General features: G+C 60.0%; 10 protein-coding genes and 4 tRNA genes. 5 read left to right on the top strand and 9 right to left on the bottom strand.

Annotated features, from left to right (window positions below; translation table 11 throughout):
* Positions 1-67: 67 nt before the first annotated feature.
* Positions 68-1153 (bottom strand): AI-2E family transporter, encoded by a 1086-nt coding sequence (locus tag ABEB22_RS11995; RefSeq protein WP_339112600.1) that lies wholly within the window; start codon positions 1151-1153, stop codon positions 68-70.
* A gap of 199 nt (positions 1154-1352) precedes the next feature.
* On the opposite strand from ABEB22_RS11995, the gene ABEB22_RS11990 reads away from it, so the two are divergent.
* Positions 1353-1442, top strand: a tRNA-Ser gene (locus tag ABEB22_RS11990).
* 647 nt (positions 1443-2089) lie between these two features.
* Here the strand turns inward: ABEB22_RS11990 and ABEB22_RS11985 are convergent.
* From ABEB22_RS11985 to lon, 3 genes are all read right to left on the bottom strand, one after another.
* Positions 2090-2164 (bottom strand) — tRNA-Val (locus ABEB22_RS11985).
* A gap of 59 nt (positions 2165-2223) precedes the next feature.
* Positions 2224-2571 carry an HU family DNA-binding protein gene (locus ABEB22_RS11980; RefSeq protein ID WP_339112601.1) on the bottom strand — a complete coding sequence of 116 codons (348 nt, stop codon included), beginning with the start codon at positions 2569-2571 and terminating at the stop codon, positions 2224-2226.
* A 127-nt stretch (positions 2572-2698) separates the two neighbouring features.
* The gene (gene lon / locus ABEB22_RS11975; protein ID WP_406870383.1) at positions 2699-5116 is read right to left on the bottom strand and encodes an endopeptidase La; all 2418 of its coding nucleotides are present in this window, start codon (positions 5114-5116) and stop codon (positions 2699-2701) included.
* 276 nt (positions 5117-5392) lie between these two features.
* On the opposite strand from lon, the gene ABEB22_RS11970 reads away from it, so the two are divergent.
* Positions 5393-5566 carry a hypothetical protein gene (locus ABEB22_RS11970; protein WP_406870382.1) on the top strand — a complete coding sequence of 58 codons (174 nt, stop codon included), beginning with the start codon at positions 5393-5395 and terminating at the stop codon, positions 5564-5566.
* Positions 5567-5573: 7 nt separating this feature from the next.
* Here ABEB22_RS11970 and ABEB22_RS11965 read toward each other — a convergent pair whose 3' ends face one another.
* Entirely contained in the window at positions 5574-6917 is a 1344-nt protein-coding gene (locus tag ABEB22_RS11965; protein WP_406870381.1) for an ATP-binding protein, read from the bottom strand.
* Positions 6918-6958: 41 nt separating this feature from the next.
* Between ABEB22_RS11965 and ABEB22_RS11960 the strand changes: the two genes are divergently transcribed.
* From ABEB22_RS11960 to ABEB22_RS11950, 3 genes are all read left to right on the top strand, one after another.
* Complete coding sequence (locus ABEB22_RS11960; protein ID WP_406870380.1) at positions 6959-7876, top strand: MBL fold metallo-hydrolase; 918 nt, start codon at positions 6959-6961, stop codon at positions 7874-7876.
* A gap of 70 nt (positions 7877-7946) precedes the next feature.
* Positions 7947-8021 (top strand) — tRNA-Asn (locus ABEB22_RS11955).
* Positions 8022-8076: 55 nt separating this feature from the next.
* Positions 8077-8151, top strand: a tRNA-Asn gene (locus ABEB22_RS11950).
* Positions 8152-8214: 63 nt separating this feature from the next.
* On the opposite strand, the gene ABEB22_RS11945 is transcribed toward ABEB22_RS11950, so the two are convergent.
* The 4 genes from ABEB22_RS11945 to ABEB22_RS11930 all read right to left on the bottom strand — a co-directional run bounded on the left by ABEB22_RS11945 (position 8215) and on the right by ABEB22_RS11930 (position 12338).
* Entirely contained in the window at positions 8215-8682 is a 468-nt protein-coding gene (locus ABEB22_RS11945) for a DUF3429 domain-containing protein (RefSeq protein WP_406870379.1), read from the bottom strand.
* 90 nt (positions 8683-8772) lie between these two features.
* Positions 8773-10392: a hypothetical protein gene (locus ABEB22_RS11940; RefSeq protein WP_406870378.1), complete on the bottom strand. Its 1620-nt coding sequence runs from the start codon at positions 10390-10392 to the stop codon at positions 8773-8775.
* Positions 10392-11486, bottom strand: coding sequence for a chemotaxis response regulator protein-glutamate methylesterase (locus ABEB22_RS11935; protein ID WP_339112608.1), 1095 nt, complete (start codon positions 11484-11486; stop codon positions 10392-10394). Before ABEB22_RS11935 ends, ABEB22_RS11940 begins: the two co-directional genes overlap by 1 nt.
* 6 nt (positions 11487-11492) lie before the next feature.
* Complete coding sequence (locus tag ABEB22_RS11930) at positions 11493-12338, bottom strand: CheR family methyltransferase (RefSeq protein WP_339112609.1); 846 nt, start codon at positions 12336-12338, stop codon at positions 11493-11495.
* Positions 12339-12348: the final 10 nt, after the last annotated feature.

Genomic DNA, 12348 nt, shown 5'->3' with positions numbered 1-12348 from the left:
GGCATGGCTCTTGATGAGCGTGATCACGTTTCAAGAACGGAATGTGAACCTAAGAGAGGAAACCAAATCAATCCGGTAGTCCCTCGCGCGACAAAAGAATCGCCAGCGGGCGAAGCGTCGGCGAATGGGCGCAGGAAATCATCAGAGCCACCATGATCGGGACCGCCAGAAACATCCCCGGCAGACCCCAGACGGCTCCCCAGAACGCCAGAGAGATGATGATGCCGAAACTCGAGAGCCGCAGCGCATGTCCCATCAGCATAGGATCGATAATATTGCCGATTACGAACTGGATGCCACCCGCAATCGCGAAGACAATAAAGGCCGAGGTGAGATCGCCGGTCAGGATATAGGCCGCAAGTCCCGCAATGACGGTCGCGATGATCGAGCCGATCGAGGGAATGAAATTCAGGAAGAAGGTCAGAATCGCCACCGGCAGTGCCAGCTCCAGCCCGCCGAAGAAGAAGACCGCATAGACCGCCAGTGCCGTGGCGGCGGAGACGATGGCTTTCACCAGCAGGTAATGGTTCACCAGTTGCATGATACGCTCGACCATGGCCGCGATCCGGTCCGCCCGCGCCCCTTCACCGCCCAGAAGGCTCAGGAGCTTCGAGCGGAACCAGATCCGCTCGACAAAGAGAAAGCCCACGAACAGTGTGATCAGGATCGCGCCGGAAAGCAGCGAGGAAGCCTGCCCCGCAAGTGCTGTCAGGTAACCGCCGATCTTGATATTCTGCATATATTGCAACACCGCCTGCTCCACATCGGCCCCCATCCAGCTGAAGATCTGGGCGATGGCGCGTTGTGCGGGTTCGGTATAGGTCAGCGCGAGGGTCAGCACCTGATTGGCCTGCGCCAAAATAAAGGCCGATGCCGAAATCAAACCGGTCGCGATCAGCACCATGGCAAAGATCGAGGCCAGCCACATCGGGATTCGCACGGGCCCGATCCTGAGCCGCGCGATGGCATTGATTGCCTCGGAGGTCAGAGAAAACAGGATGATCGCGATCGCCAGCGAGATCAGCACGAAACGCGCCTGCGTCAGCAGGAACAGCATCAATACGAAGGCGATGATTCCCAGAAGAGTATTGGTCAGCTGGCGCGGTTCGCGGCGCAAACCAAGCCGCGGTTGGGGGGAGATATCGTCTGGCATGGCAATCCCGTCGGCTAGATACTGCGTGGTTCAACAGGGGTATCCCATGATCCCATTCGCTGTTTTCCCACCCTAAATTCCCGCGCATGGCAAAACAAGAACGCGTGCAGGATTGCTTTCTAAGGGCTTGAAAAAAAGAAATGACATTTTTGAAAAAACCTTCTTGCACGCCCCGTTCGTTTTAATTAGACACCCCCTCGGACAGGTGGCCGAGTGGTCGAAGGCGCACGCCTGGAAAGTGTGTAGGCGGGGAACCGTCTCGAGGGTTCGAATCCCTTCCTGTCCGCCACTACCCCCCAATTTTACAGATATATCAACTTGCCTCTCGCAGGCTCGCGGGTCTTTCTGGCCGACGATGCGGTCACGGCCCGTCATGGTGAGATAGTCGGGAAAACCCGGACTGCGACTGTCGAGGATAGCGGCGCCGAGCAACTTGGTAGTGGCAGTGTATTTCTCCGGATCAGCGAAAAACAATGCCTGCCGCTGGCTATGGCGGAGCAGTGCAACCTGCTGCTGCCTTGAAAGATCGAATCGTGGATCTGCGGTAGATGTGTGCGGGCCTGGCGCGCGATCAGCCCTGCGCCCTATTGCTGGCGGCATGACGCCCTTCAGGATTCGCCACAGCCAAGTAAACGAGGGCTAAACAATCATCCAAACCGATTTGGAAACTGGTCTGGAGCGCACGCTCCATCTTGATCCGCATTCCTGCGAGGCAACTAGGTATGTTGCAATCTCGATCAGCGGGAGCTGCCCGCTGCAGCAAGAGGCATACCAGCTGCGCGGTTTCCTACTCACGGCTAACTTCAGGAAATCCAGCAATCACCCATTAGAGGGCGCGATAGAAAGCGTTCGGATATTTCGCATAGCAAAGTGCGACATGCGCGCTGCGCATGATACAAGGCAAAAAATTACTTGCCACATACTCAAAGGAAGGGATGGTGGGCGATGAGGGATTTGAACCCCCGACATCATCGATGTGAACGATGCGCTCTACCACTGAGCTAATCGCCCTCCGTGGCGCGGTGTTTAGCCTCCCGCGCTCGGGGGCGCAAGAGGCTATGTGAAGTTTTTCACACTTCTTTTTCGTCGTCGCCTGCACCATGGGAGGCCGGTGCGGAGCGGCGCAGTTTGAGCACCAGAACCTCGCCCTGCCCCTTGGCGTCACGCCGCGTCACGCGCAGCTTGCCCAGAGGCGGCAGGATCAGCGGCGTATCTTCGGCCAGCTGCTCGCCCAGTTCCTCGAGCAGGGCATCGAGCGCGGCTTTGACTTGTGGCTTTTTCAGCCCGCTGCGCTCGACCACGCGATCGACCAGATCCTTCTTGCGAAGCGCCAGCTGGGCCTGCGGCGGCGTCGCGGCATCGGCATCGACGGGCATCGCCGCAAGACCTTCGGCGGTTTGAGTGTCGTCTGAGGACATATCCAGAATCCTTTTCTGCCGGCCACGCTGAATCAGCACCGGCACCTTTCAGGCTAGCGGGAATTGCTGCAGTGGCAAATGGAAAAGGCGCGGGAAGCCCCGCGCCTTTCCAGCATCCGTTCAAGGTTCAGTGTGCGATGGCGCCCTGCCCCGATGTGGCCTCCGAAGCGGCCTTGGCGGCAGCGGCGGCCTCCTCGGCTTCCTCGTCCCATTCGACAGGCTCGGGCTTGCGCACCAGCGCCTGTTCCAGAACCTCGCGCACATGGGTCACGGGAATGATCTTCAGCCCTTCCTTCACATTGTCAGGAATATCGGCCAGATCCTTCTCGTTCTCCTCGGGAATGAACACGGTCTTGATGCCACCGCGCAGCGCGGCGAGGAGTTTCTCTTTCAGGCCACCGATCGGCATCGCATTCCCGCGAAGGGACACCTCACCTGTCATCGCGATATCCTTGCGGATCGGGATCTGGGTGAGCACCGAAACGATGGAGGTCACCATCGCCAGACCGGCCGATGGGCCATCCTTCGGCGTTGCGCCATCGGGGACGTGGACGTGGATATCCCATTGCTCGAAGCGCGGCGGTTTGACCCCGATCTCCGGCGCGATCGAGCGGACATAGCTCGACGCGGCATCGATCGATTCCTTCATCACATCGCCCAGCTTACCGGTGGTCTTCATCCGGCCCTTACCGGGCAGACGCAGCGCCTCGATATGCAGGAGATCGCCCCCCACGGAGGTCCAGGCAAGGCCGGTCACGACCCCCACCTGATCTTCCTTCTCGGCCAGGCCATAGCGGAACTTCTTCACGCCCAAATACTCTTCCAGTTTGGCGCTATCGACATCGATATGCTTGGTCTGGCCTTTGGACTTGATGATCTCGGTCACGGCTTTACGCGCCACCTTGGCCATCTCGCGCTCGAGGCTCCGAACACCGGCCTCGCGCGTATAGTAACGCACGATATCGGTGATCGCCTCATCCTCGATCTCGAACTCGGATTTCTTCAGCCCGTGCGCCTTCACCTGCTTGGGCAGCAGGTGACGTTTGGAAATCTCGAGCTTCTCGTCCTCGGTATAGCCCGACAGCGAGATGATCTCCATCCGGTCCAGAAGCGGGCCCGGCATGTTGTAGCTATTGGCCGTGGTCAGGAACATGACATCCGAGAGGTCATATTCGACCTCCAGATAATGGTCCACGAAGGTGCCGTTCTGTTCGGGATCGAGCACCTCGAGCATGGCCGAGGCTGGATCGCCACGGAAGTCCTGACCCATCTTGTCGATTTCATCGAGCAGGATGAGCGGGTTCGTGGTTTTCGCCTTTTTGAGCGCCTGGATGATCTTGCCCGGCATGGAGCCGATATAGGTCCGGCGGTGACCGCGGATCTCGGATTCGTCGCGCACGCCGCCCAGCGAGATGCGGATGAACTCGCGTCCCGTGGCTTTGGCAACGGACCGGCCCAGCGAGGTCTTACCCACACCCGGAGGGCCGACAAGGCACATGATCGGGCCTTTCAGCTTGGCCGAACGGGCCTGTACCGCGAGATACTCGACGATGCGCTCCTTGACCTTTTCCAGACCGTAGTGATCGGCGTTGAGGATGTCCTCGGCACGGCCAAGATCCTTCTTGACGCGCGATTTTGTGCCCCATGGGATCGAGAGCATCCAGTCGAGATAGTTGCGCACAACGGTCGCCTCGGCCGACATCGGGCTCATATTCTTGAGCTTCTTGACCTCGGCATCAGCCTTCTCGCGCGCCTCTTTCGAGAGCTTGGTATTGGCGATCTTCTCTTCCAGCTCGGCGATCTCGTTCTGACCCTCCTCGCCGTCACCCAGCTCCTTCTGAATGGCCTTCATCTGCTCATTCAGGTAGTATTCGCGCTGGGTCTTCTCCATCTGGTTCTTGACGCGGGTCTTGATCTTTTTCTCGACCTGCAGAACCGAGACCTCGCCCTGCATCAGACCATAGACTTTTTCCAGGCGCGCCGAGATGTCGAGCGTCTCCAGAAGCTCCTGCTTGCGCCCGACCTCAAGGCCTAGATGACCTGAAACAAGGTCTGCCAGTTCGGCAGGCTCATGCGTGTCGGAGACAGCCGTCAGCGCCTCCTCGGGGATGTTCTTCTTGATCTTGGCATAACGCTCGAACTCTTCGGCGACCGAGCCAAGAAGCGCGGAGATCGTCTCCTCATCGCCGCGCACTTCCTCAAGCGCCTCGGCATGGACTTCGAAGAATTCTTCGTTCTCGACGAATTCGGTGATCCGCACGCGCGTTTTACCCTCGACGAGCACCTTTACGGTGCCATCGGGCAGCTTGAGGAGCTGGAGCACATTTGCCAGAACGCCGATGCGGAAGATGCCATCGGTATCGGGTTCGTCGACGCTGGGATCGACTTGGCTGGCCAGAAGGATCTGACGATCTTCGGCCATCACCTCTTCCAGCGCACGCACCGATTTTTCACGGCCCACAAACAGCGGCACGATCATATGCGGGAACACAACGATATCGCGCAGCGGCAGGACCGGATGGGTTTGCGAGGAGATTTCGGTCATGGTCATTCCTTATATGGCGAAAGAGCACCGGCCCCGGATAGGCAGCCCCGTCTCTTCCCTAGTCCAGCAATAGATAGGCGGCGTCCCGTGCCGGTTCAACCACCTCTGCGTTACGCAAATGTTACGCCACCCATACGCGGATGGCGATATATGGAACGCATCGGGGCGAAGATTATTTCACCACCGCGCCCGCAACAATATTGCCAATTACTAAATTACATGGTAATTATAATTCATAAATACGCTACCCGCAGAAAATCTGAAAGGATCGACAGAATGACCCCGCAGCGCCTCCATAACCGGCAAAGCCAACGCATGGCACCGCGCAGCATGGCGGTCGCCAAGATCCTTCCGCTGCAGCAGCCTCAAGGATGGTGGATCCTGCCGGGCGCAGCTCTGGGCCTTGCAGCCTATTCGCTTGCAGCTCTCGTGCTCTGGCATCTCGCCTGACCTGCGCTCAGAGCGGCAGGACGATCTCGGCCTGAAGGCCGCCAAGCGACTCGCTTTTGCGCAGATTCAGCGAGCCTCCATGCGCGCGCACGATGTCGGACGCAATCGACAGCCCCAGCCCGACGCCCTGCCCCAGATCCTGATTGCGCGCGGGATCGAGCCGCGTGAAGGGCCGCAAGGCCTCCTCGCGGCGTTCGGGCGGAATGCCCGGCCCCGGATCCTCCACCGAAATCTTCAGCACTTTCCCGCCCAGTGTCACCGTAACCTCGGCCTGCCCGCCATAGCGCAGCGCATTGCCGATGAGGTTGTCCAGCGCGCGGCGGATCGCTTCGCTGCGCAGTTTCACGATCACCTCGCCATCGGGTGGACAATTGCCCAGAATGACCGGCTTGCCGCTACGCTGTGCATATTGCACCGCATCGCGCACCAGAGCGCCGATATCTGTATCATCCGGAGCAGAAGCCTGTGCCTGATTGCGCGAGAATTCGAGAAACGCATCGATCAGCCGTCCCATCTCGGCCACATCCATCTCCATATCCTCGATATCCTTGGCATCCTCCTCGTTCCGCGGCAGCATCGACAATCCGAGCCTGAGCCGTGTCAAGGGCGTGCGCAGGTCATGGCTGATCGCCGATAGCATCATGGTCCGCTGCTCGATATGGCGCTCGATCCGGTTGCGCATATCCAGAAAGGCCGCGCCCGCCGAGCGGACCTCGGTGGCCCCCGATATCCTGTAGGGCACTGATTGCCCGCGCCCGAACGCCTCGGCCATCATCGACAGATGCCGGATCGGCTTGAGCTGGTTGCGCAGGAAAAGATAGGCAATGACGCTCATCAGAAGCCCCACCACCATCATCAGCACCAGAAGCTGGTGTGGATTGGACGCCGAGGCCCGCCCGCGCGCGAAGTCGATTTTCATCAGACCTTTATCGGTCATTACCCAGAGAACGACCCGATCCCCGTCGGTCAGGTCGATGGCCTGCACCGGACGCACCAGCTGATGGAGCACATCCATGACCACGAGCCCTGTCAGGTCATAGAACCGCCGGTGATCGCCACGGGTCTCGTCAAGCACGGCCGGCAGATCGGTCCGGATCTGTAGCGGTTTTCCAAGCGCCGACAGCTTCGTCTGCGCCTCCCCCAGATCGACCGCGTCATCAACGGTATCGATCATGAGATCGATCTCGAGCAGCATCGACCCCGTCATCTGCTCTGTCACCCGCTCGAAGTGGCGCTGGATGAATACGACAGAGACGACCAGCTGGATCGTCACGATCGGCAGCAGGAGGATGAGGGCGCCGCGACCATAAAGCCCGCGCGGCATCAGTTGTTTCAGCCAGTGGAATTTCATGGCAGAACCGTAACGAGGCTCTGTGGAAAGGAAAAGTCACGATGCACATGTCAGATGAAAATTCCGCGCCAGGTCAGCGTCGCGGGCAGATTTCCCTGCCCGATGGAATCCGGCATGTGCTGGCCCCGAACCCCTCGCCGATGACCCATCAGGGCACCAACAGCTATATCCTCGGCCGAGGCGATGTGGCGGTCGTCGATCCGGGACCGATGGAGGCAAGCCATCTGGCCGCACTCCAGTCTTGCCTCGCGCCGGGGGAGCGGATCGCAGCCGTGCTGGTGACGCATTCCCATGTCGATCACAGTGCCTCCGCCCGCGCCCTCGCCGTTGCACATAACGCCCCGGTCTATGGCTTCGGCGGGGTCACCGCAGGGCGCAGCGCGCTAATGGAACGGCTGGCCGAGGAGGGGCATCTGGGCGGCGGCGAAGGGGTGGATCATGGATTTACCCCTGATATCACCCTCGCTGATGGCGACTGTCTGGATTTGGGCGGGATGTCTGTATCCGCACATCATACACCGGGCCATTTCGGCAACCATCTGAGCTTCGAGATTGGCGATACGGTGCTGACCGGCGATATCGTGATGGGCTGGACTTCTACGGTCATCTCGCCTCCCGATGGGGATCTCGGATCGTATTTCCGCGCCCTCGACAGGCTGCAGGCCTGCAAGGCCACGCTTTTCCTGCCCGGTCATGGCGATCCGGTGCGCGAGCCTGCAAAACGGATTGACGATCTGCGCGCGCACCGGCTTGCTCGTCATGCACAGATCCTCAATGTGCTTACCGGCGGTCCTGCCTCGGCTCAGGGCATTGCCATGCAGGTCTATGGCGATCTGCCGCCGCGTGTGATGGCCGCAGCCACCCGCAACTGCCTCGCCCATCTTATTGACATGATGGAAAAAGATCAGGTTTCCGTTGACGGTGTCATCACCGATCGGGCAATTTTCGGGCTGCGATGATTTTCTGCCAAAAAAACGTCATTTTGGCTCTTGCATGCCCGAAAACCCGTCGCTATACAGCGCCACATGTTCCGGCGTAGCTCAGCGGTAGAGCAGTTGACTGTTAATCAATTGGTCGTAGGTTCGATCCCTACCGCCGGAGCCAACATCCTTTCCCCGATCGGGGATGTTGGTGAACATGACCGAGAGAGGGAGCCAGTTCCGGCGTAGCTCAGCGGTAGAGCAGTTGACTGTTAATCAATTGGTCGTAGGTTCGATCCCTACCGCCGGAGCCACATTTACAGATATTTTACATTACAGTCGTTCAAAACGGTTTGAAAAGCGCGTCTCCTTTGGTTTTAAAACCCGAGTGCCACCGCGCCGTAAATGACTGCCGCAGCGCCCATCTGGACCGGACGCAGGCGCGCAAAATAGAGCGGCGCCTCGCCGCGGCGTGCCGCGATCGGATCGATCAATGCGATCGCCGCGTAGCCAAGACACAGCATCCAGAGTGAAACGGAGAGCGGTGCAAGAAGGCTCGCAAGCCCCCACAGGAAATAGACCAGCATCGTCAGCAGCTGGACAGCTCTGACCCCGCCCGGCGTGCGGAAACTGAGCCCCCTGCGGACACCTGCCAGAAAGAGCAGAATCGCACTGCCCCAGACCGCAGTTGCCGCGGTGCAGACCCCCTGCCATGCTCCGGGCAAAAAGAACATCCCCAGCATACCGAGTGCCATCGGCATAACCGGAAGCCAGCCGAAAACTTCTCCATCGAACGGTATTGCCGCTGTTTCCCGAATGGTAAAGCTACGCTGCGTTTGTGTCATGGGAACTCTCCTCAGGATCATGGCCGGTGACTGGGAAAAGCTTTGCTTTGGCAAGCGGTTCCACGAAAGCGCGCTCACACCCACACACAATCAGAAGAAAATATCGTCAGCGGGTGGCGGCGAGGCCGCTGCATCCTCTTTGCCGAACAGCGCACGGTGAAGCGCGCGCTCCTCTTCCATGCTGTAGATCTCCATGATCTTGGCATCGAGCGCCTCGGGCAGTGCCTGGAGCGACTGCGATGGCTGTGCCTTGCGCGCCTCCTCTGCAAGACGGCGCTTGAGCTGATCCAGTTCGCGGCGCGCTCTCGGCAGACCCTCACCTACCTCGGTGACCGCAGCGACCAGCCCCGCCCGCAACTGCTGGCCCGACCGGACCAACTTGCCGCTCTCGTCGATGATCGCACGCGTCTCGATCTCGATCCTGTCCACCAGTTCCGCGGGCTGTTCCATCATCGTTATGAATTTGCCGATATGGGTCTCGATCCCGTTCAATGCGGCCTTTACATCATTATAGATCCGGGAGTTCTCGGCTGCGAGCTGCCCGAGTTGACGGGCGATCTCCTTCAGTGCCATGCCGTCATCGCCCAGTTGGCCACAGCCGATAATCGCGTTCATCCCGACGATCCGCATCTGCTCCTCCAGTGCGCCTATATCGCGTAGGCGATCCGAGAGTTGCCCGAATTCTGAGAAAAGCGTGGAGGATTGCCGCCCCGTCTCCAGTAGGACCATACGGATCAGGCCAAGCTGTGTCTCTGCTGCTGCTGTAATATCGCCAACCTGCGAGAAAAGAGTCCCCTTGCTCTGGCGCCCGCCACCCTTGCCGGCGAGCTCCTGCGAGATCCGAAGCGCTTCGACAAGCTTCTCCGACAGCCGGTCGGCCTCGAGCGTGAATGTATCGCTCGCCACCCGCAGCTGTGCACAGGCCAGATCCTCGATCTGGGAATGACCGGCAGGATCCGGCAGCGAAAGGATCTGCTCGCAATGTTCAAGCCTCTGGCGCGTGGCATCGCCCACCTGCAACGCGACCAGCCCCTCGCCCAACGCCGCCGCGAGATCGGCATTGCGCTGTAAAAGCGCCCCGCCAAGCTGTAACTGCGCCTCATTGCCGTTTGTCAGTCCTTCGAACATCTCCGCCAATGCCACAAGATTCTGGGTGAACTGGCGCATATCCTCCAGCTGGCGCCCGAAGCCCGATGTCGCCAGTCGGGCGATCCGGTCACGGATCTTCTCGACCAGCGTATCCGCATCGGTCAGCACCTGTTCGGAATTCTGCACGATCTCGCCCGTTGCCGTGGTAAAGACGCTCAACCCCTTGTGGCGCCCTGCAAGCTCCGAGGCCGAAACCTTGGCGTTCAGGCCCACGATCTTCATCGTGCGCACGGAGCGCCAGAGGCATTTAAGCTCGCGCGCAAGGATTTCCACCTGCGTATCAAGCGTCTTTACCGCCTCCATCGAGGTCACCATGGCCTGTTCCAGATCATGGCTGCCGGTCTTGGCCTGAGCAAGCCTGCGGCAGGTCGCCTCGATCATGTCATCCTTCAACCGCGTCAGCTCGTCGATCGGCACCCGTTGCTCGTCAAGCGCATGGCCCGTGCGCAGCAGGAGCGACCCCATATCGAGGAAATGCGATTCGATCTGTCGCTGGATCTGCTGGACCACCGGCCATGAGACACCGGAACCAGGCAGCGTGGCGGCGCGGGCAATAGACATCACACACCTGCCCTTTCCTGCGCCGCGGCCCATCTGATGATCTGCTCGGCCACCTGCGACAGAGGAACCGCCTTTTCGGCCGCCCCCGTCTCCATCGCGGCACGGGGCATACCATAAACCACACAGCTCGCCTCGTCCTGCGCCAAGGTCCGCGCGCCGCCCGCCCGCATCTCGGCCATTCCGGCGGCACCATCGTCCCCCATCCCCGTCAGGATAATCCCCAGCGCCGATCCACCTACCACCTGCGAGACCGAGCGGAACAGAACGTCCACCGACGGCCGGTGGCGCGCCACCGCAGGCCCGTTATTCAACTGCACCCTGTAGCCGGTCCCGTGGCGACCCAGCAGCAGATGCCGGTCGCCCTGCGCAAGCACCGCCTGCCCCCGACCGAGCGTGCGACCTTCTGAGGCCTCGAACACCTCGAGCGCGCTATAGCGGTCCAGCCGTTCGGCGAAGGCCGCGGTAAAGGCGCGCGGCATATGCTGGACAATGGCAATCGGCGGCAATGTGGGCGGCAATGTCTCCAGCACCGCTTTCAAGGCCTCTGTCCCGCCCGTGCTGGCCCCGATGGCGATCAGCGGCGGCCCTGCCACCCGCGGCGGATGGGAGAGTTTGGGCAGGATGATATCTGCGGTATGCCGTTCGCCCACGGGCTTGATCGGCGTCGCGGGACGGCGCTTTGCACGGCGCGATTGCGCGGCAGCACGGATCACATCAGAGATGCGGATCACCATTTCCTGTCGTTCATCCGGTGTGCGCGGGCGGGGCTTCTCGAGCACCTCGACCGCTCCATATTCCAGCGCTTTCATCATCGTCTCCGATCCTTCCTGCGCGAGCGATGAGATGACCACCACAGGGATCGGGCGCTGCGACATGATCTTGCGCAGGAACGTCAAACCGTCCATCCGTGGCATATGCAGATCGAGCAGGATCACATCCGGAAGAACACTGCGCATCTGCTCGACCGCGACAAACGGATCCTCGGCCTGCGCGAACAGCTCCATATCGGCCTCATCGGCGATCAGCGATGCAAACATCCGCCGCACGGAGGGGCTGTCATCGACAATCATGACTTTGATCGGATCGGATTGCATCGTGAATTATCCAATTTTCCGGAAGATTGCGGGGGCGGTCTGTTCGAGCTGCGGGTCGCGCATCATCATGGATTCCGAATGCCCAAGATATAGATAACCGCCCAGAGAAATATGGCGCGTTACAGAGCGTATCACCCGTGTCTGATCCGCAGGCGAGAAGTAGATCAACACATTGCGCAAAAAGGCCACATCGACATCGCGATCGAGCGGCAGGCTGTCATCGAGCAGGTTCATCTGGTGGAAGCGCACATGTCGGCGCAATGAGGGAATAACCCGTGACTGCCCCTCCAGCCGCCCCGTCCCGCGCATCAGGAACGCCTCGCGCATATTCTGCGGCACAGGCTCCAGTAGAGCATCGCGATAGATCGCCATGCGCGCGAGATCAAGCACCTCCCGATTGATATCGGTCCCCACGATCGACCAGCGGAACTCCCGATGGGTCGCAGCCCAGGTCGCGGCACAAAAGGCGATGGTCCAGGCTTCGGCACCGCTCGATGCGGCGGCCGACCAGAGCTTCACGCTCTGTCCCTCCAACCGTTTGCGCTCCACGGCCTCGGGAAGTGCCACATTCATCAGATGGTTGAAATGCGCGGGTTCGCGGAAGAAATCCGTCTTGTTGGTCGTCACCGCATCGAAAATCGCAGCGCGTTCTTCGGCCAGGGCATTTTCCTCGAAAAGATAATGCAGATAGCTGTCCAGAGTTGCATGCCCCAACTGGGCCATCCTGTGACGCAGGCGACTTTCGACCATGGTGCGTTTGCTCTCGCCCAACTGCACGCCGATCTCGTCCTGCACGAAGCTGGTGAACTGATGATAGAGGTGTTTGGCGCTTTGCACGGAATTGAGATTCATGAGGGATAAA

Source organism: Thioclava sp. 'Guangxiensis' (genome assembly GCF_045348365.1).
In the GTDB taxonomy this organism is placed as follows: Bacteria; Pseudomonadota; Alphaproteobacteria; order Rhodobacterales; family Rhodobacteraceae; genus Thioclava; species Thioclava kandeliae.
Note: the sequence above shows the minus strand (reverse complement) of the source record. Positions and strands in the feature narration are given on the sequence as shown.

Excerpts from the sequence above, each read along its gene's own strand:
- lon (WP_406870383.1), bottom strand. The coding sequence starts at position 5,116 with ATGACCGAAATCTCCTCGCAAACCCATCCGGTCCTGCCGCTGCGCGAT.
- ABEB22_RS11940 (WP_406870378.1), bottom strand. The coding sequence starts at position 10,392 with ATGTCTATTGCCCGCGCCGCCACGCTGCCTGGTTCCGGTGTCTCATGG.
- ABEB22_RS11970 (WP_406870382.1), top strand. The coding sequence starts at position 5,393 with ATGACCCCGCAGCGCCTCCATAACCGGCAAAGCCAACGCATGGCACCG.
- ABEB22_RS11960 (WP_406870380.1), top strand. The coding sequence starts at position 6,959 with ATGCACATGTCAGATGAAAATTCCGCGCCAGGTCAGCGTCGCGGGCAG.
- ABEB22_RS11945 (WP_406870379.1), bottom strand. The coding sequence starts at position 8,682 with ATGACACAAACGCAGCGTAGCTTTACCATTCGGGAAACAGCGGCAATA.
- ABEB22_RS11995 (WP_339112600.1), bottom strand. The coding sequence starts at position 1,153 with ATGCCAGACGATATCTCCCCCCAACCGCGGCTTGGTTTGCGCCGCGAA.
- ABEB22_RS11965 (WP_406870381.1), bottom strand. The coding sequence starts at position 6,917 with ATGAAATTCCACTGGCTGAAACAACTGATGCCGCGCGGGCTTTATGGT.
- ABEB22_RS11930 (WP_339112609.1), bottom strand. The coding sequence starts at position 12,338 with ATGAATCTCAATTCCGTGCAAAGCGCCAAACACCTCTATCATCAGTTC.
- ABEB22_RS11935 (WP_339112608.1), bottom strand. The coding sequence starts at position 11,486 with ATGCAATCCGATCCGATCAAAGTCATGATTGTCGATGACAGCCCCTCC.
- ABEB22_RS11980 (WP_339112601.1), bottom strand. The coding sequence starts at position 2,571 with ATGTCCTCAGACGACACTCAAACCGCCGAAGGTCTTGCGGCGATGCCC.